General features: G+C 62.6%; 27 protein-coding genes. 3 read left to right on the top strand and 24 right to left on the bottom strand.

Annotated elements, in window-relative coordinates:
• Positions 1-35 precede the first annotated feature (35 nt).
• The 16 genes from AC15MQ_RS12815 to rpsB all read right to left on the bottom strand — a co-directional run bounded on the left by AC15MQ_RS12815 (position 36) and on the right by rpsB (position 15,015).
• On the bottom strand, positions 36-821 hold the full coding sequence (locus AC15MQ_RS12815) for a TrmH family RNA methyltransferase (RefSeq protein ID WP_483080316.1): 786 nt from the start codon (positions 819-821) through the stop codon (positions 36-38).
• The gene (gene rnhB, locus AC15MQ_RS12810; protein WP_287666110.1) at positions 818-1,417 is read right to left on the bottom strand and encodes a ribonuclease HII; all 600 of its coding nucleotides are present in this window, start codon (positions 1,415-1,417) and stop codon (positions 818-820) included. Before rnhB ends, AC15MQ_RS12815 begins: the two co-directional genes overlap by 4 nt.
• Positions 1,395-2,576 (bottom strand): lipid-A-disaccharide synthase, encoded by a 1,182-nt coding sequence (gene lpxB / locus AC15MQ_RS12805; RefSeq protein ID WP_483080315.1) that lies wholly within the window; start codon positions 2,574-2,576, stop codon positions 1,395-1,397. The genes rnhB and lpxB overlap by 23 nt, the downstream gene beginning before the upstream one ends.
• Positions 2,573-3,352 (bottom strand): acyl-ACP--UDP-N-acetylglucosamine O-acyltransferase, encoded by a 780-nt coding sequence (gene lpxA, locus AC15MQ_RS12800; protein ID WP_287654288.1) that lies wholly within the window; start codon positions 3,350-3,352, stop codon positions 2,573-2,575. Before lpxA ends, lpxB begins: the two co-directional genes overlap by 4 nt.
• Positions 3,352-3,801: a 3-hydroxyacyl-ACP dehydratase FabZ gene (gene fabZ / locus AC15MQ_RS12795; RefSeq protein ID WP_324571895.1), complete on the bottom strand. Its 450-nt coding sequence runs from the start codon at positions 3,799-3,801 to the stop codon at positions 3,352-3,354. The genes lpxA and fabZ overlap by 1 nt, the downstream gene beginning before the upstream one ends.
• Before the next feature lie 5 nt (positions 3,802-3,806).
• Positions 3,807-4,838, bottom strand: coding sequence for a UDP-3-O-(3-hydroxymyristoyl)glucosamine N-acyltransferase (gene lpxD, locus AC15MQ_RS12790; RefSeq protein WP_287654337.1), 1,032 nt, complete (start codon positions 4,836-4,838; stop codon positions 3,807-3,809).
• Positions 4,839-4,870: 32 nt separating this feature from the next.
• Positions 4,871-5,395 (bottom strand): OmpH/Skp family outer membrane protein, encoded by a 525-nt coding sequence (locus AC15MQ_RS12785; protein WP_434735591.1) that lies wholly within the window; start codon positions 5,393-5,395, stop codon positions 4,871-4,873.
• Between the two features lie 9 nt (positions 5,396-5,404).
• Positions 5,405-7,687 carry an outer membrane protein assembly factor BamA gene (bamA, locus tag AC15MQ_RS12780; protein WP_483080314.1) on the bottom strand — a complete coding sequence of 761 codons (2,283 nt, stop codon included), beginning with the start codon at positions 7,685-7,687 and terminating at the stop codon, positions 5,405-5,407.
• Between the two features lie 4 nt (positions 7,688-7,691).
• Positions 7,692-9,059 (bottom strand): RIP metalloprotease RseP, encoded by a 1,368-nt coding sequence (rseP, locus tag AC15MQ_RS12775; RefSeq protein ID WP_287654291.1) that lies wholly within the window; start codon positions 9,057-9,059, stop codon positions 7,692-7,694.
• Positions 9,056-10,243 carry a 1-deoxy-D-xylulose-5-phosphate reductoisomerase gene (gene ispC, locus AC15MQ_RS12770; RefSeq protein WP_483080313.1) on the bottom strand — a complete coding sequence of 396 codons (1,188 nt, stop codon included), beginning with the start codon at positions 10,241-10,243 and terminating at the stop codon, positions 9,056-9,058. The genes rseP and ispC overlap by 4 nt, the downstream gene beginning before the upstream one ends.
• A gap of 17 nt (positions 10,244-10,260) precedes the next feature.
• Complete coding sequence (locus AC15MQ_RS12765) at positions 10,261-11,097, bottom strand: phosphatidate cytidylyltransferase (protein ID WP_332337013.1); 837 nt, start codon at positions 11,095-11,097, stop codon at positions 10,261-10,263.
• On the bottom strand, positions 11,090-11,884 hold the full coding sequence (gene uppS, locus AC15MQ_RS12760) for a polyprenyl diphosphate synthase (protein WP_483080312.1): 795 nt from the start codon (positions 11,882-11,884) through the stop codon (positions 11,090-11,092). The genes AC15MQ_RS12765 and uppS overlap by 8 nt, the downstream gene beginning before the upstream one ends.
• A gap of 23 nt (positions 11,885-11,907) precedes the next feature.
• Positions 11,908-12,468: a ribosome recycling factor gene (frr, locus tag AC15MQ_RS12755; RefSeq protein ID WP_287654296.1), complete on the bottom strand. Its 561-nt coding sequence runs from the start codon at positions 12,466-12,468 to the stop codon at positions 11,908-11,910.
• An 11-nt stretch (positions 12,469-12,479) separates the two neighbouring features.
• Positions 12,480-13,202 carry a UMP kinase gene (gene pyrH, locus AC15MQ_RS12750; RefSeq protein ID WP_483080311.1) on the bottom strand — a complete coding sequence of 241 codons (723 nt, stop codon included), beginning with the start codon at positions 13,200-13,202 and terminating at the stop codon, positions 12,480-12,482.
• Between the two features lie 51 nt (positions 13,203-13,253).
• Entirely contained in the window at positions 13,254-14,150 is an 897-nt protein-coding gene (gene tsf, locus AC15MQ_RS12745) for a translation elongation factor Ts (protein WP_350497508.1), read from the bottom strand.
• Positions 14,151-14,271: 121 nt separating this feature from the next.
• On the bottom strand, positions 14,272-15,015 hold the full coding sequence (rpsB, locus tag AC15MQ_RS12740) for a 30S ribosomal protein S2 (protein WP_287654300.1): 744 nt from the start codon (positions 15,013-15,015) through the stop codon (positions 14,272-14,274).
• Between the two features lie 481 nt (positions 15,016-15,496).
• On the opposite strand from rpsB, the gene AC15MQ_RS12735 reads away from it, so the two are divergent.
• Positions 15,497-16,054 (top strand): SDR family NAD(P)-dependent oxidoreductase, encoded by a 558-nt coding sequence (locus AC15MQ_RS12735; protein WP_483080310.1) that lies wholly within the window; start codon positions 15,497-15,499, stop codon positions 16,052-16,054.
• Here AC15MQ_RS12735 and AC15MQ_RS12730 read toward each other — a convergent pair.
• Positions 16,016-16,873, bottom strand: a complete 858-nt coding sequence (locus AC15MQ_RS12730; RefSeq protein ID WP_287654301.1) for an amino acid ABC transporter substrate-binding protein — start codon at positions 16,871-16,873, stop codon at positions 16,016-16,018. The two genes, AC15MQ_RS12735 and AC15MQ_RS12730, sit on opposite strands and share 39 nt — an antisense overlap.
• Before the next feature lie 410 nt (positions 16,874-17,283).
• On the opposite strand from AC15MQ_RS12730, the gene AC15MQ_RS12725 reads away from it, so the two are divergent.
• Positions 17,284-18,021: a PEP-CTERM sorting domain-containing protein gene (locus AC15MQ_RS12725; protein WP_483080309.1), complete on the top strand. Its 738-nt coding sequence runs from the start codon at positions 17,284-17,286 to the stop codon at positions 18,019-18,021.
• A gap of 35 nt (positions 18,022-18,056) precedes the next feature.
• On the opposite strand, the gene AC15MQ_RS12720 is transcribed toward AC15MQ_RS12725, so the two are convergent.
• The gene (locus AC15MQ_RS12720; RefSeq protein WP_483080308.1) at positions 18,057-18,932 is read right to left on the bottom strand and encodes an adenylate/guanylate cyclase domain-containing protein; all 876 of its coding nucleotides are present in this window, start codon (positions 18,930-18,932) and stop codon (positions 18,057-18,059) included.
• 115 nt (positions 18,933-19,047) lie between these two features.
• On the opposite strand from AC15MQ_RS12720, the gene AC15MQ_RS12715 reads away from it, so the two are divergent.
• Positions 19,048-20,634, top strand: coding sequence for an HPr family phosphocarrier protein (locus AC15MQ_RS12715; protein WP_483080307.1), 1,587 nt, complete (start codon positions 19,048-19,050; stop codon positions 20,632-20,634).
• Between the two features lie 94 nt (positions 20,635-20,728).
• Here the strand turns inward: AC15MQ_RS12715 and ureG are convergent, their stop codons facing one another.
• The 6 genes from ureG to AC15MQ_RS12685 are packed head-to-tail and all read right to left on the bottom strand — an operon-like array spanning position 20,729 to position 25,194.
• Complete coding sequence (gene ureG / locus AC15MQ_RS12710) at positions 20,729-21,340, bottom strand: urease accessory protein UreG (protein ID WP_287654307.1); 612 nt, start codon at positions 21,338-21,340, stop codon at positions 20,729-20,731.
• A gap of 17 nt (positions 21,341-21,357) precedes the next feature.
• A complete protein-coding gene (locus tag AC15MQ_RS12705; RefSeq protein WP_287654308.1) occupies positions 21,358-22,029 on the bottom strand; it encodes an urease accessory protein UreF in 672 nt (223 codons plus the stop codon).
• The gene (gene ureE, locus AC15MQ_RS12700; RefSeq protein WP_287666132.1) at positions 22,026-22,568 is read right to left on the bottom strand and encodes an urease accessory protein UreE; all 543 of its coding nucleotides are present in this window, start codon (positions 22,566-22,568) and stop codon (positions 22,026-22,028) included. Before ureE ends, AC15MQ_RS12705 begins: the two co-directional genes overlap by 4 nt.
• A 2-nt stretch (positions 22,569-22,570) precedes the next feature.
• Positions 22,571-24,292, bottom strand: coding sequence for an urease subunit alpha (gene ureC, locus AC15MQ_RS12695; RefSeq protein ID WP_483080306.1), 1,722 nt, complete (start codon positions 24,290-24,292; stop codon positions 22,571-22,573).
• Complete coding sequence (locus AC15MQ_RS12690; protein ID WP_483080305.1) at positions 24,289-24,597, bottom strand: urease subunit beta; 309 nt, start codon at positions 24,595-24,597, stop codon at positions 24,289-24,291. Before AC15MQ_RS12690 ends, ureC begins: the two co-directional genes overlap by 4 nt.
• 24 nt (positions 24,598-24,621) lie before the next feature.
• Complete coding sequence (locus tag AC15MQ_RS12685; protein ID WP_350497503.1) at positions 24,622-25,194, bottom strand: HupE/UreJ family protein; 573 nt, start codon at positions 25,192-25,194, stop codon at positions 24,622-24,624.
• Positions 25,195-25,199 lie beyond the last annotated feature (5 nt).

Here is a 25,199-nt window from a genome sequence, read left to right as displayed (position 1 = left end):
TCCCCGACCGGGAGCAGGTCTTTGACCGCAGGGGTTCAGCCATCCTGGCGACGCCGGACGGTCTCGAAAAGGCAGATCGCAGCGGCCACGGCGACATTGAGCGATTCCATCGCGCCCGGCATCGGGATGTGCACTTGCCGCTGCGTCGCGGCCAGTACTGCTGGCCGCACGCCCAGCCCTTCGCTTCCGAAGACCCACGCCAGTGGTCGATCGAGCTTGGTCGTATAAAGGCTGACAGGCGCCGCCAGCGCTGTGCCCACAGCCTGCCCGTGAAAAGCTGCAAGAAAGCCTGCCAGGTCGCCGCCCTCGTGGATCTCGACCTGAAAATGCGCCCCCATGGCCGCGCGCAGGGTCTTCGGCGACCACGCCTGCGCGCAATCGGCGGACAGCAAGACCTGGCGAAAACCCGCCGCCGCAGTACTGCGCAAAATCGAACCGACATTGCCGGGATCCTGGACACCATCGAGCAATACCGTGTCCGCGTCATGGTCGAGGCCGCGTGCGGGCTGCGGCCAGGCCACGATGGCCATGATGCCGCTGGGCGTGTCGACCACCGCCAGATCGTCGAACAGGGCATCCGGGAGACAGGTCACGCGCGTACCGGCACCGCAGTTCGCCAAGTAGCAGGCGGCTTCCGGACGGCCGGCGCCACTGTCGCTGACGACGATTTCCTCGGGCATCCCGCGCTGACGTCCGTAGGCCTCGATCAAATGCATGCCATCGAGCAGCACGCAGGCACTCCGACGCCGCTCACGACTACTCTGGCAGAGTTTCTTCAGCATCTTGTAGTGCGGATTCTCGCGCGAAGCAATCCGCTTCATCGCTGGCTCAAGCGGGCAACCGGTCCGTAGCTGCGACGGTGGTGCGGGCTGGCGCCATGTTCGACCAACGCCCGAAGATGCTGCGCTGTCGGATAACCCATATGGCGATCAAAACCATACTGCGGATAAGCGAGGTGCAGTTCACGCATGCCGGCGTCGCGCACCGTCTTGGCGAGAATCGACGCCGCCGCTATGGCTGCAATCTTCCCGTCGCCACCGACGACCGCCTCGACGGGGTACAGCAGCATCGGGCAACGATTGCCATCGACCTGCACGCGCTCGGGAATGACTCCGTGCCCGGCGACGAGCGCCGCCACGGCACGCTGCATGGCCAGCAGGCTGGCCTGCAGGATGTTGATCCGGTCGATCTCCTCGACGCTGGCCTCCGCCACCGCCCAGGCCAGCGCCCGCAGGCGAATCTCGTCGGCCAGCACCACCCGCCGTCCGGCCGAGAGTTTTTTCGAATCATTCAGGCCGACGATCGGGCGTGCCGGGTCGAGGATCACCGCCGCCGCAACCACCGGCCCAGCCAGCGGACCCCGACCAGCCTCGTCAACACCGCAGAGTAATCCTTCAGGCTGCAGCAAGGGCAGCATGATGCCGTCCCGAGTGCAGGCAAGCGACCACCGCTGCCGCCGCCTTATCGGCAGCATTCTGGCGCAGTTGCAGATGCAGCGCCAGAAAACCCGCCTTGATGCGTTCGCATACCGGCTTGTCGGCGTACAGGTTGAGCATCGCCTGCGTGAGGTTCTCGGGCGTGGCGTCATCCTGAATGAACTCGGGAACCACGAACTTGCCGGCCAGCACGTTGGGCAAACCAACGTAGGGCAGATAACCCATGCGACGCATCATGCGGTACGAAAGCGGTGCCATCTTGTAGACAATGGCCATCGGCCTCTTCAGCAGCGCCGCCTCAAGGGTGGCGGTACCGCTGGCAACCAGGACGACATCGGCAGCCATCATCGCCTGGTGGGCATGACCAAACAGCAGGCGAATCGGAAGATCCTGCGCGGCGCAGCGATGCAGCGCGCTCTCGAACAACTCCCGTGTTTCGCGTGTGGCCAGCGGTACGAGAAAAACCGCCTCCGGGATCTCCCGGTGAATCCTGCGCGCGGTTTCGATGAAGGTATCCGCCATGTACTGCAGTTCGGACTGCCGACTCCCCGGCAGGAGAGCAAACACCGGTGCAAGCAACGAGAGATCAAGCAGTACGCGCGCGCCGTCGCGGCCGTCTTCAAGCGGCAGCATGTCGGCCAAGGGATGGCCGACATAGCTCACGGGTATGCCTTGCTGCTCGTACAGCGCCGGTTCGAATGGAAAGAGCGCCAGCACCCGCGAAACAGCAGCACCTATCTTGTGGATCCGCTGTCCCCGCCAGGCCCAGATCGATGGACTGACGTAATGGATGCTGGGAATCCCGCGCTGCTTGAGAGCCTTTTCGAGCGCCAGATTGAAATCCGGCGCATCCACACCGATGAAGACATCGGGCGGATCGGCCAGAAAGCGGCGTTTGAGATCCCTGCGAATGGCGGCAATTTCACGATAGTGTCGGAGCACCTCGACGTAGCCGCGAACCGCCAGTTTCTCGAGTGGATGCCAGGCCTCGAAGCCCATGCCCAGCATCTTCGGACCACCCACGCCATAAAAAACGGCGTTCGGCAACCTTGCGCGGAGCGCCTGGATCAACTGACTGGCGAGCAGATCGCCCGATGCCTCACCAGCCACCATGGCGATCCGGAACCCCGCTGCGGTCATCGAATGATGCCGCGTTTCGACACCGCGAGGAAATCGATCAGTGGCTGTATTTCGGGATGCGCAACCACTTCCTGCGCCAGTTTGGCGCGCGCCTCGTCGAGCATCAGCCCAGACTTGTACAGCGTCCGGTAGGCACGCTTCAGGGCCAGCAGCGCTTCCGCTGAAAAACCCCGGCGCTTGAGCCCTTCGGCATTGATTCCGAATGGACTGGCGGTATTGCCGGCAGCCATCACGAAGGGTGGAATATCCTGCAGGACCACCGTGCCGACGGCAGTCATGGTGTGCGCGCCGACCCGGCAGAACTGGTGGACGCCGGTGTAGCCGCCGAGGATGGCCCAGTCATCGATATGCACGTGGCCAGCCAACTGCGCATTGTTGGCAAACACGGTACGGTTGCCCACCTGGCAATCATGCGCGATGTGCACGTAGGCCATGATCCAGTTGTCGTCGCCAACGCGAGTAACCCCGGCATCGAGCGCCGTACCCAGGTTGAACGAGCAGAACTCCCGGATCGTGTTGCGATCGCCGATTTCAAGGCACGTCGGCTCGCCGGCATACTTCTTGTCCTGCGGCACTTCGCCCAGGGAGCAGAACTGGAAAATGCGGTTTTCACAGCCGATGCGTGTCCGTCCGGAGATCACCACATGCGGGCCGACGATCGTGTTGTCGCCAATCTCCACGTGCTCGCCGATGATCGTATAAGGACCAACAGCAACGTTTTCGCCAAGTTGCGCACCCGCATGGACGATTGCCGTTTGATGAATCAATGCCGCCATCACCCCGGCGCCTTGACGATCGAACTCTTGGCACACATCAGCTCGGCTTCGGCGACGATCTCGCCGTCGACGCGTGCCTCGGCCTTGAATTTCCAGATGTTGCGCATCTGGCGCAGGATGCTGACGTGCAGGTGCAGTTGGTCACCCGCGGTAACGGTTTTCTTGAAACGCGCGCCGTCTATTCCCACGAAGTAGAAGAGGGAGGAACTGTCAGGCTTGGCACCCAGCGTCTTGAACGAGAGGATGCCCGCGGCCTGTGCCAGCGCTTCGAGGATCAGCACCCCCGGCATCACCGGGTGATGCGGAAAATGGCCGGTAAAAAACGGTTCGTTGATGGTCACGTTCTTGTAGGCATGGATGGCCTGGCCCGGCTCACACTCAAGCACCCGGTCAACCAGCAGGAAGGGGTAGCGGTGCGGCAACTGCTCGATGATCTCGTGGATATCCATTGCGTTCAAGACGTCTTCCCCATCATTTCGAGTTTCTTCTCCAGCTCGGCAACGCGTTCGGCAAGCTTCGCCAGCCGCTTCACCTGGGCCGCATTGCGCAACCATTCCTGGTGTGGTTCGAGTGGAAACAGCGCGGTATATTGCCCTGGCTGGCGCAGGCTCTTGCCCACCAGTGTTCCACCGGAAATATGCACGTCGTCGGCCAGTTCGAGGTGGCCGCTGATCATGCCCGCACCACCTACGGTACAGCGGCGACCGATGTGGGTACTGCCGGCAATGCCGACGCAGCCCGCCATCGCGCTGTGCTCGCCAATGCTGACGTTGTGCGCCACCTGAATCTGATTGTCGAGCTTGACGCCGTCACCGATGATCGTGTCGTCGAGCGCACCCCGGTCGATCGAGGTATTGGCGCCGATCTCGACGTCGTCACCAATCAGCACGCGACCGATCTGCGGGATCTTGACCCAGCGCTCACCGTCCTTGGCAAAGCCAAAACCGTCGGCACCGACCACCGCGCCGGAATGGATGATGGCGCGCTTGCCGATCACGCAGCCCTGGTAAACCACCACATTCGCGTACAACACGGAATCGTCACCGATCGTCACACCGTCGCCAATCACGCAGCCAGGGTGCAGGATGACGTTCTCGCCAAGACACACGCCTTCGCCGACCACGACGTTTTCGCCGACACTCGCCGATGACGGTACTGCGGAGCGAACCACCGCTCCCGGATGAATCCCGGGTCGACCTTGCGCAGGCGGATTCAGCAGGCCCACGACGCGCGCGTAATAGGCGTAGGGATTCCGGTCAACGATGCGCGGCAGTGACGTTTCCGTCGCGAAAGGCGGCGGCACGATCACCGCGGTGGCCTGCGTGCGTTGCAGTTGGTCGCGGTATTTCGGGTTGGCGAGAAACGCGATCTGTCCTGCCCCCGCGGACAGCAGCGAACCGACCTGCGATACGAGCACCGTTCCGTCGCCGTGCAGCACCCCACCGAGACGGGCGACGATATCGCCTAGCCGCAGACCTCGTGACACATCCACCCCAGCAATCTGGCAGACGGCCGCGTTTACTTCGCGGCCTGGGGTTCGGACAGGGCTTTGATGACCTTGTCGGTAATGTCGAGCTTCGGACTGACCCAAACGACATCCTGAACGATCAGGTCGAACTTCTCGCTTTCGGCCAGTTGCTTGATCGCCTTGTTGGCCTTTTCGATGATCGCTGCATTCTCTTCGTTCTGGCGCAGATTCAGGTCTTCGCGGAACTCCCGCTGCTTGCGCTGAAACTCCCTCGACAACTCACCGAGATCCTTCTCCTTGGCACGGCGCTCCGATTCAGCCATCGTCAAACCGCCCTTCTCGAGAGACTCCTGCAAACCCTGAACCTGCTTGGCCAGACGCTGCAGGTCCTGGTCCCGCTTGGAGAACTCCTGCTCGATCTTCTTCGCGGCTCTCACGGCTGCCGGTGCGTCACGAAAAAGACGCTGGGTATTGACGTAGCCGATCTTCAACTGGTCTACCGCCGACGCGTAAGACACCGGCAGCGAGGCCATCAACGCAACCAGCAGCCTGGCAATCGTCTTCTTCAAACTCATTCTCCTGGATTAAAAGGTGGTCCCCATCTGGAACTGGAACTTCTGCAGTTTAGCATTACTTTTCTCGTTGATCGGCTGGCCATAACTGAATTTCAGGGGTCCCAACGGCGATATCCAGGCCGCGGTGAGACCGACGGACATCGCCAACCCTTCCTTCCCGATCGTATAGTTATCACTGAACACGTTACCCGCATCAAAAAATGGACCAAGACGGACCGACTTGTCGAACCCGGGCAGCGCCATCAGCAACTCGGCGTTGAACACCGCCTTGCTCGTACCTCCGAGGTAGGTATCGGGATACAGCGGGTCTACCGGGCCGAGACTGGCAGTCTGGTAGCCGCGCACCGAACCGATGCCGCCAGCGTAGAAATTCTTGTAGAACGGCAAGCTCTGGCCTTGCAGACCATTCGCGTAACCGAGTTCCCCCATGAGCATCAGCACCAGGTCCTTGGTCAGGGGAAAGTAGTGTTCGTTCTTGTAGGTCAGGCGATAGAACGTCAGGTCGACGCCGGGAATGGCCACCTCGACCCCGGCCCGCTGGACGCCCCCGGAGGTCGGATAAATGGCGCTGTTTCGGCTGTCGCTGGTCCATGTCACGGTCGCCGGCAGGGTGATGTTCGAGTCCCCGTGCTCGGCCTGGAAGGTCACGTATTGCGGCGGCGTTGCGGCCGTGATCGGCGTAATGTCGATCGTCGTCTGGTCGATCGCCAAACCGAAGCTCAGGGTTTCCTTTTCGCTGATCGGGTAACCGAAGCGGATGCCGCCGCCGATCGACTCCGACTGGAACGCGTAACCCAGAGAGGTGGGGTTGACCCGCCGATCGTAAATGTCAAATCCCTGGCTGATGCCGTCAACGGTGAAGTAGGGATTGGTATAGTTGATGCTGAGCGTCCGGTTCAGTTTTCCGGTATTGACCTGCAAGGCCAGGAACTTGCCGCTGCCGAAGATGTTGGACTGCGAGATCGAACCGGACAGAACCACCTTTTCCGCACTCGAATAGCCGGCACCGATGGAGATGTTACCGGTCGATTTTTCCGTCACATTGACGTTCACATCGACGAGATCGATGGTGCCGGGGACCGGCGGAGTCTCCACATTGACTTCGCCGAAATAGTTGGTTCGGTCGATTCTCTCCCGCGACGCCGCGACCCGGTCGGCGTCATACCATGCCCCTTCCATCTGGCGCATCTCCTGGCGGATGACTTCGTCACGTGTTTTGGTGTTGCCGCTGATGTTGACCCGGCGCACGTAGGTCCGCTTCCCCGGATCGACAAAAATCGTAAACGCCACCTGACGCTTTTCCTTGTCGAGTTCCGGAGCAGCGTTCACGTTGGCAAATGCGAAGCCTTGGGCACCCAGCTTGTCGGATATGGCCTTGGTGCTCTCGTTGAGTTTTTCGCGCGAAAATACGTCGCCGGGCTTGACCTTGACCGCCTTCCTGAAATCTTCCTCAGGCAGGGTCAGATCGCCAGCCAGCTTCACAGACGAAACCTGGTAGCGCTCCCCTTCATTGATGCTGACGGTGATGTAGATTTCCTTCTTGTCGGGAGTAATCGACACCTGCGTTGACTCGATACTGAATTCCAGGAAGCCCCGATCGAGGTAATATGAACGTAGCGTCTCAAGATCGGCCGAAAGCTTTTGTTTCGAATACTGGTCACTCTTGGTATACCAACTGATCCAGTTCGGTGTCTTCTGCTGCATCACGGCCAGCAGATCCTTCTCCTTGAAGGCCTGAGCGCCGACTATGTTGATCTGCTTGATCTTGGCTGTTTCGCCTTCGTCGATATTGAAATTGATCGCCACGCGGTTGCGATCCAGCGGCGTTATCGTGGTGGTGATCGTCGCCGCGTATCTGCCCCGTGAGAGGTACTGGCGCTTCAGTTCCTGTTCGGCCTTGTCCAGCGTGGCCCGGTCGAAGGTGCGCGCTACGGCGACCCCGACTTCCTTCAGGCCCTTGATCAACTGATCCTTCTCGAATTCCTTCAAGCCCACGAAGTCGATCTGCGCGATCGCCGGCCGCTCCTCAAGCACCACAATCAGGACGCTGCCATCGATCTCGATCCGGACATCCTTGAAAAAACCGGTCGCAAACAAGGTCTTGATCGCTTGCGCGGCACGCTCGTCGGTCATCGTGTCGCCGACCTTGACCGGCAGATAGCTGAAAACCGTACCGGCCTCAACACGCTGAATTCCTTCGAGGCGAATATCCCTGACCACGAACGGCTCCATGGCCGACGCGGCACAGACAAACAAGGAGGCTACCAGACCTGCGAGCAGGTTTTTCTTCATAAGCTCAGCCGGAGAACAGTCGATTGATGTCGTTGTAGAAGGCGAACGCCATAAGCATGAGCAGGAGTGCCAGGCCGATTTGCTGGCCGATTTCCATGGTTCGCTCGGAAACGGGCCCACGCTTGATGATTTCGACGAGATAATACAACAAATGCCCCCCATCCAGAATCGGGATCGGCAGCAGATTGAGGACTCCCAGACTGATGCTCACCAGAGCGAGGAACTTCAGGTAATAATCGACGCCCAGCCTTGCCGACCGTCCAGCGTAGTCGGCGATGGTCACCGGCCCACTGATGTTACGCCACGAAACCTCGCCGGTAATCATCTTGCCAATCATCAGGAGGGTAAACGCCGACTTGTCCCAGGTCTCGATAACCGCCTTGTTGAGCGCCGACAGCGGACCGTAGCTGACGGTGACCATCAATTCTGCCGGCAGGCGTCCGTCAGCGGCGACGGCTGCACCAATGCGGCCAATCTGCCGCCCCCGCTCTTCGACGGCAGCCGGCGTCACCGTGCTCTCGACGCGCACGCCGTCGCGCAGCACCTCCAGATGAATCGCCTTCCCGGGCGACTTGCGGACGTGTTGCACGACGTCGGCCCAACTGCCGATCGGCGTTGCGTCAATGCTGAGCACTTCGTCTCCGGGGCGCAGCCCGGCATCGGCGGCAGCACTGTTGGCATTGACCTGGCCCAGCACGGGGGGCAGCCGGGGGCGGTAAAGCGTGAGACCCAGCCGGTCCAGCGCCTCGCCTTCCCAGCCCGACTGTCGAACGGCCAGCACGTCAAGGCGCCGCACCGCGATCTCGTGTTGCGGGTTGATCACCTCAAGTTCGATCTGATCCTGCTCAACGGCCCGCTGCAGCAGGAGCCAACGCATCTCCTGCCAGGTCTGCACGCTTTCTCCGGCAACCTTGAGCACCAATTCACCGTCTTCCAGTCCTGCCGACGCCGCCGCACTCTCGACGGCGGGCGCGCCCAGAAGCGGCTTGAACTCTTCCGTACCGTTCCAGAACAGCCCCCAGTAAAGAACAATGGCCAGCAGGAAGTTGGCTGCCGGCCCCGCTACAACAATCACCATCCGCCGCAGGACAGACTGCCGGTTGAAGCTCCGGTGCAACTCCTCGGCAGGAACCTCGCCTTCACGCTCGTCGAGCATTTTTACATAACCGCCGAGCGGGAAAGCGGCAATTGCCCACTCGGTGCCATCCTGGCCAAAGCGCCGCGCCCAGAGTGGCCGACCGAAGCCGACCGAGAAGCGCAGGACCTTCACCCCTGCCCAGCGCGCGGCAAGATAGTGCCCGAACTCGTGCACCACGACGAGGATTCCCAGGACCAGAGCAAAGGCCGCAAGATAGTAGAGAAAGCCGCTCATCGGAAAGCTGGATCCATGATCAAATGTTCAGCCGCTGCGCGCGCCGTGCGGTCGACAGCCAGGACCTCGGCCAGCGAGGCAGGCATCCCGCCGGTCGGCAAGCGATCCATGACTTCGCCAATCACCCGGGCAATCGCCGTAAATCTGATCCTGCGGTCGAGGAAAGCCTGCACCGCCACTTCGTTCGCCGCATTCAGCGTCGTCGGCGCACCGCCGCCCTCCCTGAGCGCACGATAGGCCAGTCCCAGGCACGGAAAGCGATCCAGGTCGGGACGCTCGAAATGCAGCGACGCCACCTTGTACAGATCAAGCGCCTCGACGCCCGCCGCGATGCGCTGCGGATAAGCCAGGGCGTGCGCGATCGGCGTGCGCATGTCCGGATTACCGAGTTCCGCGATGACCGAGCCATCGACGTACTGAACGAGCGAATGAATGACGCTTTGGGGATGGATGACCACCTGAATGCTGTCCGCCGGAACGTTGAACAGCCAGTGCGCCTCGATCACCTCCAGGCCCTTGTTCATCATCGTCGCGCAGTCGACCGATATCTTTCGTCCCATGATCCAGTTCGGATGGGCACACGCCTGTTCGGGGCTGACGGCTTCGAAGTCGCCGAGGGCCAGTTCACGGAAGGGACCACCCGATGCCGTAAGGAACAGCCCAAGCACGCCACTGCCCGCCGGATCGCCCGAGTAGGTGCTCGGGAGAGACTGGAAAATGGCATTGTGCTCGCTGTCGATCGGCAGCAGGGTAGCGCCGTTTTCGCGCACGGCACGCATGAAGACCGGGCCGGCCATGACCAGTGCTTCCTTATTCGCCAGAAGGATCTTCTTCCCGGCGACAGCCGCCGCCAAGGTGGGCGGCAGACCCGCCGCGCCGACGATCGCGGCCATCACCGCATCCACCTCCGGAAGTGCCGCCATGCGGACCAGCGCGCCCGGACCATGCCCCACCTCCGTCGGACAACCCGCGGCCAGCAAGCGCGCAGCGAGATCAGCGGCCAGAAGCGGATCACCAACAACCGCATGCCGCGGTCGAAACTCCAGGCACTGCTCGAACAGAAGGTCCACCTGACGGTGCGCGCACAGCGCCACAACCCGGTAGCGTTGTGGGTGACGTCGCAGGACATCCAGCGTATTGACCCCGATGGAGCCTGTCGAGCCGAGAATCGTGAGCTGCTGCACAGCCAACCCCGACGGCATCAAGACTGTGTCGCCAGCCAGACCAGAGCGACCAGCGGCAGTGTCGACGTGAGACTGTCGATGCGGTCCAGCACCCCGCCGTGCCCTGGCAGCACGTTGCTGCTGTCCTTGAGGCCCGCCTGGCGTTTAAGCAGGGATTCGAAGAGATCACCAAGGATGCTGATCGCCGCCAGTACGCTGAGCAGCACGGCCAACAGGGGCAGATTTCCCGCCAGCGTCGCCGGCAAATGCGGCGACAACAGCAGTCCATACGCCAGAACCGCGACAACACCACCGAACGCGCCCTCCCAGGTCTTGCCCGGGCTGATGTTGGGCGCCAGCTTGTGTTTACCCAGAAGCCGCCCGAAGAAGTACGCGCCAATGTCCGCCAGCCAGACAACCGCCATGATTGCCAGCAAGGTCAGCGGCCCGGCCTGTCGCAATTGCAGCAGTGCCATCCACGCGGGCAGGATCAGCACGCTGCCCGTCGCCAGAGCGATGGCAGCGTTCGGCATGGGCCAACGCCGCGTCAACCAGAGCGGCACCAGAAGTAGCCAGAAAATTGCCGCTGGCAGATAGAAGCAGGCACCCAGAGGCCAGGCTGCCTCGGCAAATCCTGCCCCAATTCCGACGGCAGCAGGTGCGAGCATGGTCACTACCGCACACACCCCGGCAAGCAATACGCCAAGCCAGATTCGGCCCGTCTCGCCAAGACGCATCAAGGCACCCCACTCCCAAGCCGCCACCGCGGCCACGGCCGTGGTGAACAGCAGCCAACCCAGCGGTGGCAAAAAGAAGAGCGCAGAAAAGAAAGCGGCAAACAGGACAACCGCGGTGATCACCCGCGTCCTAAGCATCTATGCGCGGGCCGGTCGGTACGACAGCAGGCTGGGAAGTACCCAGCACCTGTTCACTGGTCCGCCCAAAGCGGCGTTCGCGCTGCTGATATGAGGTCAGTGCGGCCTCAAAAGCACGCGCGTCAAACTCGGGCCAGAGCACCTCGGTGAAATACAACTCGGAATACGCGAGTTGCCAGAGCAGGAAGTTGCTGATTCGCTGCTCACCACCGGTGCGAATGAACAGATCGGGCTCGGGTGCATAGCTCATTGCCAGATGTGGCGCCAGATCGCTTTCGCTCCATTGCGCGCGTGCCTCCTGGTCGCTGCTCAACATGCGGTTGACCGCCTGCAGAATATCCCATCGTCCACCGTAATTCGCGGCGATGGTCAGAACGAGTCGGTCGTTACCCGCCGTGCGCTCCTCGGAGGCGGCGATCAGCGCCTGCAGGTCCGAATCAAACCGCGAGAGGTCGCCAATCACCCGCAAGCGTACGCCGTTGCGATCGAGTTTCTTGACCTCCTCCTTGAGTGCGCGTACGAAGAGCTGCATCAGCAGAGAGACTTCCTCTTCAGGGCGACGCCAGTTCTCTGAACTGAAGGCGAACAGGGTCAGATACTCGATGCCCCGTTCAAGGCAGGTCTTCACCGTAGCACGCACCGTTTCAACACCACGATGATGCCCGGCGACGCGCGGCAACAATCGCTTCTTGGCCCAACGCCCGTTGCCGTCCATGATGATCGCCACATGGCGAGGAACCGTGGGCGTATCCGGCACATCGCGAGTGGAACTGGCAAAGCGCACCATACTGATGACTCCTGCGACAGTCGCTAGATGGCCATCAACTCGGTTTCCTTCTGACTGAGTTGTTTCTCGATCTCGGCCACGTAGCGGTCGGTAAGCTTCTGGATCTCGTCCTGTGCACGATGCTCGTCATCCTCGGAGCACTCCTTGTTCTTGAGCATTTCCTTCAGCGTCGCAATGGCATCGCGTCGCAGATTGCGAACCGCAACCTTGGCACCCTCGCCCTCGCCTTTCACGACCTTGATCAGATCGCGCCGCCGTTCCTCGGTCAGGGCAGGCATCGGCACGCGGATCAGGTCTCCCTGTGCGGCCGGGTTGAGGCCCAGGTCGGAGTCGCGAATGGCCCTCTCGACCTTTGCCGCCATGCCCTTTTCCCAGGCCTGAACACCGAGCGTGCGAGCGTCGATCAAGGTCACGTTGGCCACGGTATTGATCGGTACCGGCGAGCCGTAATACTCGACCTGCACGTGGTCGAGCAAACCCGTATGCGCACGCCCGGTCCGCACCTTTGCCAGATCGGTCTTGAGTGCCTCAAGCGACCTGTGCATCTTGTGCTCGGCGGCCTTTTTCACGTCTGCTATGGACATTCCCATCTCCGTCAGCAATATACCAGGGTGCCTTCGTTCTCGCCCATCGTAACCCGCCGCAGCGCACCCTGCTTGAAAATCGAGAACACGTTGATCGGCAGCTTCTGGTCACGGCACAAGGCAAAAGCAGTGGCATCCATGACCGCGAGGTTCTGGGCGATGGCATCGTCGAAGCTGATCCGCTCGTAGCGGGTAGCCTGCGGATCCTTCTTCGGGTCGGCCAAATAGATGCCATCGACCTTGGTGGCCTTGAGTACGATTTCGGCACCGATCTCCGCCCCCCGCAGAGCCGCAGCGGTATCGGTCGTAAAGAAGGGGTTACCGGTCCCACCGGAAAAGATGACCGTCCGGCCCTGTTCCAGGTAGCGGATGGCCTTGGCTCGGATGTACGGCTCGACCACCTGCTCGATGCTCAGAGCCGACTGCACGCGCGAAACCATCCCGGCAACACGCATCGCGTCGTGCAGTGCCAGACCATTCATCACGGTCGCCAGCATGCCCATGTAATCCGCCTGGGCGCGATCCATGCCCCTGGCCGCCGGCGCAACGCCCCGAAAGATGTTGCCACCGCCGATGACCACGCCAACCTGTACCCCCATGTCGACTATCACCTTGATCTCGGCAACAATTCCCGAGATCGTTTTCCGGTTGATGCCGTAGGCATCACCACCCATGAGCGCCTCACCGGAGAGTTTCAGCAGGATGCGTTTGTACTTCGGCGAGTTGGTGGACATCGGCGTCGGTCTCCTTCGGTAAGCGCGTGATCGGTCAGTCAAGCCCGGCGGTTACTTCTGCGCGGCTGCAGCGGCTTGTGCGGCCACTTCGGCGGCAAAATCGTTGGCCCTCTTGGCGATGCCTTCACCAACCACGAACAGGGTGAAACTCACCACCGATGCCTCTTTGGCCTTGAGCAACTGGGCAATTGTCTGTTTGTGGCTTTCGTCCTTCACAAACACCTGACCGAGCAGCGTGACCTCATTGAGGAACTTCTGTACGGAGCCTTCGGCAATCTTGTCGATCATCGCCTCCGGCTTGCCACCTTCACGGGCCTTCTCGATGGCAATGCGACGTTCGCTCTCGATCAGTTCGGCGGCGACACCGGTCGGATCCAGTGCCCGCGGCTTGGCAGCCGCAATGTGCATGGCCAGATCCTTGCCGAGTTGATCGTCGCCGCCAATGTAATCCACCAGAACACCGATCTTGGCCCCACCATGCACGTAGGAAGCGAGCCTTCCCTTGGCCTCGATGCGCGCGAAACGACGGATCGACATGTTCTCGCCAATCTTGCCGACAAGCGCCGTGCGCGTCGATTCGACACTACCGTCACCCATCGGCAACGCCGACAAGGCAGCGACGTCGACCGGATCGTGCCCGGCGACCAATACCGCGCAATCACGCGCCAGGCTCAGAAACTCCTGGTTCTTGCCGACAAAGTCAGTTTCGCAGTTGATTTCGACGATCGCACCAAGTTTGTCGTCACTCGATCTGTGGATGGCCACGACGCCCTCGGCGGTGATACGACTCGCCGCCTTGCTGGCTTTGGAACCGAGCTTGACGCGCAGAATTTCCTCGGCCTTGAGCAGGTCGCCACCGGATTCCGTCAGCGCCCTCTTGCACTCCATCATCGGTGCGTCGGTTCTTTCCCGAAGCTCCTTGACCATACTTGCGGTAATTTCCGCCATTTCACAATCTCCACACACGCGAAGGCTGCCGGTGACACCGGCAGCGCCTCGCTATACACACTCAATCAATACGGAACCCATTGGCCACAGCAAGTTCATGCGCAACCCGTGGCGACAGCGTTCACTCGTCGTCGGCTTCTTCGATGAACTCGTCGCCGGACACCGCATCCAGGATCTCCTCGACAAACTGACTGCGCCCCTCGAGAACCGCATCGGCAACACCACGAGCGTACAAGCGAATGGCACGCGACGAGTCGTCGTTACCCGGAATGACGTAATCCACGCCGTCCGGAGAATGGTTGGTGTCGACCACGGCCACGACCGGAATGCCGAGTTTGTTGGCCTCGGTAATGGCGATCTTGTGGTAACCGACATCAATGACAAACAGCGCGTCGGGCAGCGAGCCCATCTCCTTGATCCCGCCAATCGACTTGTGCATCTTGTCGAGTTCGCGAGTCAGCATCAGCGCCTCCTTCTTGCCAAGCCGGTCGAGGGAGCCATCTTCGCACATGACCTCCATCTCCTTGAGGCGCTTGAGCGACTGCTTGATGGTCTTGAAGTTCGTCAGCATGCCGCCCAGCCAGCGCTGATCGACATACGGGGTATCGCAGCGCGTCGCTTCTTCGGCCATGATCTCGCGTGCCTGCCGCTTGGTCCCGACAAACAGGATCGTGCCCTTGTTGGCCGACAGCCGGCGAACGAAGGTCATCGCTTCGTTATATTTGGCCAGCGTCTTCTCAAGGTTGACGATATGAATCTTGCTGCGGGCGCCAAAAATATAGGGCGCCATCTTGGGGTTCCAGAATCTCGTCTGGTGGCCGAAGTGAACACCGGCCTCAAGCATCTGTCGCATGGTTGTGGACATTCTTACTCTCACTCTCATCAGGGTTAGACCACCATCCGCCCACCTACAGCCCGCCTTCTCTTCCTGGCAGGCACCCTTGAACAGGCGAATGTGCGTGATAGGATGCACTTCGACAGCACACCCCGCGCGCCTTGAAGGCGCGCTTTCCAATTTTGCTCGCGCAGGCCAGCAAAAGCCGGCGATAGTACCACCAAGCGCCACAGAATTTCAATTCCAACACCGTCCCGCGTTTTCCACCCGGCATGTTTGCGCGCCAACGAGGAACCTGGAGCAGGCGCGCTGCACTGGCCGCGCGTCGCAGGGCGGGCAGGCGCCGATACGTTCCCTGGCCATCGCGGTGTGGGGGAAAAGAGAAAATGGACGGGTTACGGAAGTCTCCGAAGACAGTGTGCGACGGCCGCGAAGTCGAACGAGAAGGATGGTTTTCGCCTTCACAACGCGTGCCGGTGAACTAATATGAACCTGGAGAGGGGGGAAAACAATGCTTCATCGCCTATGGAAGCACCTGAAGGTCGCTCGGCGTTTGAATTTTGGACCGGCCTCAGTCGTTTTTCGCTTTGAGCGGGCCGTTCGGCTCAGGACGGCGCCCCGTAATCTCCCGGCGGTTGAGAATCAGGCGCCGGTTACCGAGCTGGCGCACGCGCGAGCGGGGCCCTTGGGCGCCGAGAGGGGTACTGTATCCCAATCCGGTTCCGCAAAGCCCGAACCGGAGACGGCACTGATCGTGGGCGCTGGTCCGGGGCTGGGCGAATCACTCGCGAGGCGACTCGCCAGCGAAGGAATCAACATTGCGCTGGCTTCCAGAGACGGGGTGCGCCTTGAGAGGCTGGCCGGGGAACTGAGACGGGGCGGGGTTCGGGCGAGCGGATTCACCTGCGATGTCACCGATCGAGCGAGATCGACCTTCGTCCGTGGAACGAGCGTTTCTGGGAACACTGCTGATGGAGGTCTTCCGCGGCGGCGGTCGAGAAGCCTTCCGACCGCCGCCGCGCGTCGGGTGCTACTCGGGAAGGCCGTTGATCAGGAACATCGCCTGTAGCGCATCATTGGGTTTGCCCAGCGGCTCGAACCAGCGCGCGAGGATTGGGCTGATCTCGCCGGTGCGGTACAGTCTGGCCAGGGTCCGGTCGACGGCCAGGCGCAGATCGGCGTCGCGGCGCATCGCCAGGCCGTACGGTTCGTAGCTGAACTGCAGCGAGGCCAGCGCGAAGGCCTGCCCCTGCCCGCGCACCAGCGCCGTGGTAACCAGCACCGTACGATCCGCCGCATAGGCCGTGGCGGTCCTGTCCTGCAGCGCCTTCAGCGCGGCATCGTGGTCGGCGACCTTGAGCAGGAGAACGCCAAGCTTGCCCGTGGCGATCAGGTTTTCGAGCGTTTTTTCGGTCGTCGTTCCGGCCACCACCGCGACACGCTGCGCCTTGATCGCTTCGATCGACGACGGCACCTCACCCTCGCGAAACAACAGGCCGGCACCGTCGACAAAGGTCATCACGCTGAAGTCGAAGTCGGCCCGACGCGACAGCGTCTGTGTCGAGTTACCGCACTCGATATCGATTGCGCCGCTCTTCAAGGCCTCGAAGCGGCTCTGTGCAGTGACCGGCACCCAGCGTACATCGAGTTTCGGCAGGTCGAGCTGCTTGCCGATATCCTCGGCCACGATCCGGCACAGGTCTACGCTGTAGCCGCGCGGCTGCTTGTCGTCGCCGACGAATGAAAACGGTATCGAGTTCTCGCGGTAGCCCAGCTTCAGTGTTCCGGTCTGCTTGATGTTGGCCAGGGTCGATTCCGCCGCCATCGCCGTCGTAGCGATGGCGAAGCTTGCGGCAAGCCCGGCCAGGAGCAGGGTGCGTTTGATCATGGTTCTTCCTCGGTGGTGGTTGGGGGTAGGAGGTCCGCATCGACAGCGGTGGTGCGGGCGCGGCAAGTATGCACAGCAACGCCGGATTTTTCCATGCCTTATCGCGCGCCTGCCGCCCAGCCTCAGGCGACTCATCGCCATGGGCGGTGGTTGCAGGTATTCATGTCGGCAACACCACTGGATAGGGGCTGTCGCCAGGACCGGCACGATCGAACCCGCCGTGCATTACAAGATCTGTCGGAAAAATTTACAGGTCGCCGTATCTGAGAACATGGAGTTATTACAAGTCCTTGAACAAACAAATAAAGGCATTACGGCATATAAATTGCTTATTGGGCGTCGCACACTGCGCAACCGGTGGTGTCTTTCTCTTTATTGATGACTTCAAGAATTCTCGGGAGGTTTTATCCATGCTCAACAAACTGGTCGCTTCCGCCATGGCGGTCGCGGTGTTCCTCTGCTCTGCGGTCGCGCAGGCCGGGCCGCTGATCCTGTCCGGCGACTCGAACATCATTGATCCTCTGGGCTCCAACGCCGGAAACCAGGCGTTCTTCAAGAACATCCTGGGCAGCGGTACAGCGGTGGGCGTGCTTTCGACGACGCCTTCGCTGTGCTGCCTGGGCACGCTTGACCAGGATGTGGTGAACTTTTATAACGCCCAGGCCGGGGTGAGCGCCTCGCTGCTGGGCGGGCCGATTACCGCGGCCTCGCTCGCCGGGCTGAATCTCTTTGTCGCCGTGGCGCCGGAAAACGCCTTCGGCGCCGGCGAAGTCACCGCGCTCTCGGGTTTCCTGAGCGGCGGCGGGACGCTCTTTCTGCTCGGCGATAACGACAGGTTTCCGTCCGAGAATGCCAATGTGAATGCCTTGCTGGTCGCCCTCGGGAGTGGCATGCAGATCATCGGTGACATCCTCGACCCCGGTTTCAACACCGCAAACATCGACGCGCATCCGCTCACCGCCGGCGCCGCCGGCTTGTCTTACGCAGCCACCTCGCGGGTCTCTGGCGGGACCTCGCTGCTGCGGACGACGAGCACGCATGACACCTTCGTGGCGGTGGAAAACTTCCAGGCCGTTCCCGAGCCGGGTTCCCTCGCACTGCTCGGCGTCGGCCTTGCCTGTCTGGTGCTGCGCCGTCGGCGGCAGTAAGCAAGTCCGTCAGGCAGTGAGATGTGGCCCCGTCTTCAGAACCTGACCTTCCACGTCAGGTCGGGGCCACCTTCGCCATTGCCATGTCCGAGGCTGATCTCGCCGCTGCCGCTGAGCACGAAGTCCTCGCGGTTGATCACCAGCTCACGGGCGGCATCAACCCGGACATAAGTGCCATTGGTGCTGGTGTCGGTGAGTACGAACTTGTCGCGGCGGAATTCGATGCGCGCATGCTTGCGCGAGGCACAGAGCACCGGCAGGTTGATGCGGCACGAGGCGTCGCGGCCGATGGTCACCGCTTCGTCGCCCTGCCTGAAGGTCAGTAAACCGCCGGCATAGGCGAGGTCCAGGGACATCGTCGTCGGTGGATTGTCGCCCGGCAGGCTGCCGGTAATCATCGTCAGGTTCTCGGCCTGCCAGATCACCTCGCAGACGGCGATCGACTCCGCCTTGCCCCTGACCGCGAAGCTGCCCATGCTGCGGGTCGAGTCCCGCAGCTCAGGCGACATCATCTTCGCCGTGGCTTCGGTGGTGATGATCTGGGCGGCCTTGGCCAGGCCGGTCATGCGTGCTGCGATATTGACCGCGTCGCCAAAGACATCGCCGTTTTCCTCGATCAACCGGCCGGCGTGGAAGCCGATCCGGATCGAGAGACCATACTGCATGGCCGAGTCGAGCTCGGACAAGCGGATCTGCATCTCGCAGGCCGCCCGTACGATGGCATCGGCGCCCGGAAAAACCGCCATCAGTTCGTCGCCGATGGTCTTGATCACCCGCCCGCCATACGCTGCGGTGACCGCCCGCAGCACGTCGAGGCAAGCGTCGACCAGCCGCTTCGCCCCGCTGTCGCCGATGGTCTCGTAGAGTTTTGTACTGCCGGTGACATCGGCGAAGAGAACCGCCTGTTCCATGTTTGACCCTTTGTGCCGCAATCGGCGGATATCATAGCGCCTGCCGGACGCGTTGCAAGCGCCATCGACGCCGCCAGCCGGACACCGGCAAAGCGCCGGACTGAGGAGACGAGACATGAACGCAAACACGCAAGGCGCCTGCGCGGCCATCGGGCCGGTGGGGGTGGGCTTGATCGGCGACCGGGAGTTCTGCGACCTGGTCAGCGCCCGTAGCCGGCCCCTGCTCGAAATTGCCAGTAGCCTGGCCGCCAGGCACGCGCATGACGTTCCGCTGACGCGGCCGCTGATTGGCCGCCTGCTGCTGGAATCCGGGCAGATGGAAGCGTTGCTGGACGAGTACGGCGCGCGCCAGAATCAGCACTGGAGCCGGTTCCGCGCCTTGATGGCGGCTCTCAAGAACTTCGCCCGTATCGGCGAGGTCCTGGCCTACATACACCGACGCCTGCCGGCCTACCGTCTCCTGCCGGTCGAAGCAGACTTCGCGGCCGCCACCCGCGAACGCTTGCAGCAGGTCGGTGGCGTCGTCGCCGATGTCGCCACCGACCTGCTGGAGGAGGCACAACGGGTTGGCGTCCAGGTCACCGACCTCGCCCGGCTCCCTGAGGATTTCAGCGAACGCTTGCCGCCGGGCCGCCTGGCGGACAACCGCGGCGACCGGATTACCGGCGACACCGCCACTACGGTCACCCATCTGGCAACCGAGTTTCTCAACCTGGCCGCCGAAAGCGATCTGCTGCGCGTCTCGGCGCGGGTTCCGCCGGAGGAATATGCCGCCTGCTTCCCGGATCCGGTCAGCGAGGAGCGCCTGCGGCAGCTCACCTTCCGCTTCCACAACCTGCAATCCCTGTACGACACCCATGTCGCCGGCACCTCGATCGAAACCTCCGACACCAACCTGCCCATCCTGCGCGGCCACGCCAGTGTCATTTATCATCTGCTGGAGATCGCTACCGACCTCGCCCACTACTACGAGCGCCACGTGAGCCCGCGCACCGGCGACGCCGCGCTGCGTGAACGGCCGGTGGTCGATACCGACGCCACCATGGCAACCCTGTTCGCCTACTCGATGGCCTTCTCCAGCGCCCACCTGACCGGCGGCCAGCGCCTGTGCCAAGGCATCCTGCGCCGCTACGCCGAATCCGGGCGCCTCGAAGTGCCGGTGCCCAGCTACCGGGGCTTCCATGTCCGCCCCTCCAATCTGGTGGCACGCATCGTCACCCACTACGGCAGCGCGGTGCAGATGGACCTGGATGGCAAGCTCTTCGATGCCGGCTCGCCCCTCGATCTCTTCCGTGCCAATGAGACCATCAATGCCCGCAAGCGCCGCTGGCTGGCGGCGGAAATCGCCCGCGTGCTTGCTGACCGAACCGGCGCCCTCGAACCAGAAGCTGTCGCCGCCGCCGTCCTGACCATCGTTCATCGCCTTGCCGGCGAGGGAAAGATCGTGCTCTACCACCAGCCACTCCAGCTCTCCGAGGAAATCGGGCGTCGCCAGGGCAGCGTCCTCGAGAACAGCGTGGCCGAGATCGCCCAGTTGCAGGCCACGGGCCAACTCGACATCCGCACTGATCTGACCGTGACCTTCATCGGCGACAAGCGCGTCCTTGCCGACGTGGATGCACTGGCCCGCCAAGGCTACGGCGAGGATGCCTTCGGCAACAACGTGGAACTGCCAAAGGCGCTCTCGTATTTGAGGCGATAGCCGAACCGGGAAACCCCTCGCAGTAAAGAGCGAAATCCTCCGAGCGCTCTCTGCGGCGTTGCGACGAGGGCAAGACGACGCGCCTGGCTCACGGTTACCGCAGCAAGCCCTGCTTCTCGATGAAGGCAATGACCTCGTTCAGCCCCTGCCCGGTTTTCATGTTGCTGAACACGAACGGTCGTTCGCCGCGCATCCTGCGGCTGTCGCGATCCATCACTTCCAGCGAGGCGCCGACCAGCGGCGCCAGGTCGGTCTTGTTGATCACCAGCAGATCGGACTTGGTGATCCCCGGCCCGCCCTTGCGCGGGATCTTGTCACCGGCGGCGACGTCGATGACGTAGATCGTCAGGTCGGAGAGTTCTGGGCTGAACGTCGCCGCCAGGTTGTCGCCGCCGGATTCGACAAGGACGATCTCGATATCCGGGAAAGTCGTGGTCAGTCGGGCGACGGCTTCGAGGTTGATCGAGGCGTCCTCGCGAATCGCCGTGTGTGGGCAACCGCCGGTTTCGACGCCGAGAATCCGCTCCTGCGGCAGTGCGGCGTGCTGCACCAGGAACTTCGCATCTTCGGCGGTATAAATGTCGTTGGTCACCACACCGAGGCTGTACCTGTCGCGCAGCGCCAGGCACAGAGCCAGGGTCAGAGCGGTCTTGCCGGAGCCAACCGGGCCTCCGATGCCGATGCGCAGGGCGGGATGTCGCTTCATGTCGGGCTCGCTTTCTTTCACGATCGGAACAGTCTCGAATATTGCGTCTCGTGGCCAGTCGACGCCAGCGCCAGACCGGGAGCGAAATTGCTCCAGAGCGCTTCCGGCAGTTCGATCGCCTGCTGCACGACGGCCGGCAAGCGGCCACCAAGGGCAAGCAGGATGCGCTGCCCGGCGGTCTGGCCCAGCGGTACCGCCTTCAACGCCGCCATGACCTGATTTTCGCACCAGGACCACAGGTAGCCGGTCAGCGAATCGGCAACCGGGATTTCCCAGACCGCTGCGGTCAGCGCCCAGACGACTGGAAACGAGACTTCGGGCAGCGCGTCGAGCGCCGGCGGGAGCGGGAAATCATCGACATCGTGCAGCAGCCGGCGCAACGAATAACCCATCTGCACGGTTTCGGCGCGCAACTCTGATGACTCGCGGCTGGCCAGAAAGTCGGCGTTGAGACGCGCCACTTCATGCTCGGCGGTGGCAGCCCAGGCGCGCTGCAGACAGGCGGTCAGCGGCGCTTCAAAGCGACCCAGGGGGTGCTCGAGCACACCGCCGATCCACGCCAGCGCCGTTGCCTGATCACGCACGCGACCCGTATCGACCGCCCATTCGAGGCCTTGCGAATAGGTGTAGGCACCGACCGGCAGGGCCGGGCTGGTCAACTGCAGCAGACGCGCCAGCGCCAGGCTCACTTGAAAGTGTGGATCTTCGCTGGCGAGCGGTGCGGGCCGTGGCCGGGATGGTGGGGATCCGTTGCCGCATGCAGGGGACGGTAGTCGTGCGCACCCGCGTGCGCGTCACCGTGCGCATGCGCACCATAAGCGCCGCCCTCGGGATCGAACGGGGCCTCGACCTCGCTGACTTCGCAGCCGAGGCCGAGCAGCATCTCGCCAAGCACGTGGTCCGGCTGAAAGCGCAGGTATTGCTCGCCGAGCTGCACCGGCACGTGCCGATTGCCGAGATGGTAGGCGGCGCGAATCAACTGGCAGGTCTCGCCGGCATGCACTTCGAGCAGCGGCTCCGGAGCCGCCACGACGGCGATGACCAGCCCATTGCCAGTGAGCAGGCGGTCGCCGTCGCGCAACACCGTTCCGGCCTGAAAGACGTAGCCCATTTCCTCGCCGCTGGCCAGGAAGACGCGTTGTCGACTCTTGCGGCGTGCGTCGTAGGGGAGCACCAGACGATCGTCGGCGGTCGCTTCGCGTTCGGCAAAGGATTCGGCGAAGAGCATGCTCAGAACAGGAAGTAACGCTGCGCCAGCGGCAGCACGCTGGCCGGCTCGCAGACCAGCAGTTCGCCGTCGGCGCGCACGGCATAGGTTTCCGGGTCGACGTCGATCTTCGGCGTCGCCGCGTTATGGACCATGTCCGACTTGCAGAGACCGCGTGTCCGGCGAACGGCATGCAGCGGTTTGGCGAGCTGCAGCGCGGCGAGCTCGGGATTGTCGAGCGCCGCCTGCGAGACGAAGGTCACCGAGGTCTTGCGCGCGCCGCCGAAAGCCCCGAACATCGGCCGGTAGTGCACCGGCTGCGGCGTCGGGATCGAAGCGTTGGCGTCGCCCATCGCGGCGGCGGCGATCATCCCACCCTTGAGGATCAGCGAAGGCTTGACGCCAAAGAACGCCGGCTTCCAGAGTACCAGGTCGGCGAGCTTGCCGACCTCGATCGAACCGACGAGATGACTGATGCCATGCGTGATCGCCGGATTGATGGTGTATTTGGCGAGGTAGCGCTTGACGCGGAAATTGTCGTTGGCGGTCGGCGGCGCTCCTCCAGTTCCCGCTGCCGGCAGGTGGCCACGCTGCACCTTCATCTTGTGTGCGGTCTGCCAGGTGCGGATGATCACTTCGCCGACACGGCCCATCGCCTGCGAGTCCGAGGACATCATCGACAGCGCGCCGAGGTCGTGCAGGATGTCTTCGGCGGCGATCGTCTCGCGTCGGATGCGGCTTTCGGCGAATGCGACGTCTTCGGCAATCGCCGAGTCCAGGTGATGGCACACCATCAGCATGTCGAGGTGTTCGTCGACGGTGTTCACCGTGTAGGGCCGGGTCGGGTTGGTCGACGAGGGCAGGACGTTGGCCTCGCCGACGGCACGCAGGATGTCCGGTGCGTGCCCGCCGCCAGCGCCTTCGGTATGAAAGGTGTGGATCGTCCGCCCCTTGAAAGCGGCGAGCGTCGTTTCGACGAAGCCCGATTCGTTGAGCGTATCGGTGTGGATGGCCACCTGCACGTCCATCTCTTCGGCTACCGCCAGGCAGTTGTCGATCGCCGCCGGCGTCGTTCCCCAGTCCTCGTGCAGCTTGAGCCCGATGGCGCCGGCGCGCACCTGTTCGCGCAAGGGTTCGGGCAAGGAAACGTTGCCCTTGCCGAAGAAACCGAGGTTCATCGGAAACGCGTCGGCCGCTTCGAGCATGCGGTGGAGGTGCCATGGTCCCGGCGTACAGGTGGTGGCGTAGGTGCCGGTGGCCGGCCCCGTCCCGCCACCGAGCATCGTGGTCACCCCCGACATCAGCGCTTCCTCGATCTGTTGCGGACAGATGAAATGGATGTGGCTGTCGATGCCGCCGGCAGTGACGAGCAGACCTTCACCGGCGATGATCTCGGTGCCACCGCCGATGGCGATGCTCACCCCCGGCTGGATGTCGGGGTTGCCGGCCTTGCCGATGCCGGCGATGCACCCGCCCTTGATGGCGATATCGGCCTTGACGATGCCCCAGTGGTCAACAATCAGCGCATTGGTGATCACCGTGTCGGCGACTTCAGCGGCTGGCCTCTGCCCCTGCCCCATGCCGTCACGGATGACCTTGCCGCCACCGAACTTGACTTCCTCACCGTAGATCGTGAAATCGTCCTCGACTTCGACCCACAGTTCGGTATCGGCCAGACGTACCCGATCGCCGATCGTCGGCCCGAACATCTCGGCGTAGGCCTGCCGGGAGATCCTGACGCTCATTGCAGTGCTCCCATCACCAGGGCGTTGAAACCGTAAACCCGGCGCTCGCCGGACAGCGCCACCAGTTGCACGCTGCGCGTCTGTCCCGGCTCGAAGCGCACGGCGGTACCGGCGGCAATATCGAGCCGAAAGCCATGCGCCGCGGCGCGGTCGAAAACCAGCGCGACGTTGGTTTCGGCAAAGTGATAATGCGAACCGACCTGGATCGGCCGATCGCCGCTGTTGGCCACGCTCAACCGGATCGTCTCGCGACCGGCGTTGAGTTCGATTTCGCCCGCGGCGACAACCAATTCACCGGGAATCATTTTTCGACCCTTCATGTTCGCCCATCAGAACAGGGTGTTGACCAGCAGAAAGCCGCCCACCAGCGCCACCGCCTGACCGAGACGATGTGCCCAGGCCTCGCGTTGCTGCAATACATGGCGAGCCAGCAACATTCCCGCGCCGTGCAGAATGACCGAACCGAGAACGATTCCGGCCAGCACGCTGCCCGCAGCCCCCAGTTCGCCACCGTGCGCCATGCCGTGGCAGAGCGCGAAAGCGCCGATGACCGCCAGCGGCGCCGATGTGCTGCGGCCAAGCGGCGAAGTCAGCATCAAGCCAAGGACGAGAACCGAGGCAGCGACGAGCGGTTCGAGTTGCGGGACGACCAGGCCGCCGTGGCCAAGCATCGCGCCGACCGCCAGGAAGCTGACGAAACACAGTGGCGCGAGCCAGACGCGGCGGCTATGGAGAACGCTCCAGATACCCACCACGACCATCGCCAGCAGATGGTCAAGGCCAAGGAAAGGGTGCATGAAACCAGCGCCGAAGCCGTCCCCGGCGTGCCCAGGGTGAGCGATGGCAGCGACCGGCAGGCACAGCAGAGCGGTGACGAGAAACATGTTCGTATGCTTGTTCATCTTCA

This window comes from Candidatus Accumulibacter propinquus (genome assembly GCF_056856495.1).
Note: the sequence above shows the minus strand (reverse complement) of the source record. Positions and strands in the feature narration are given on the sequence as shown.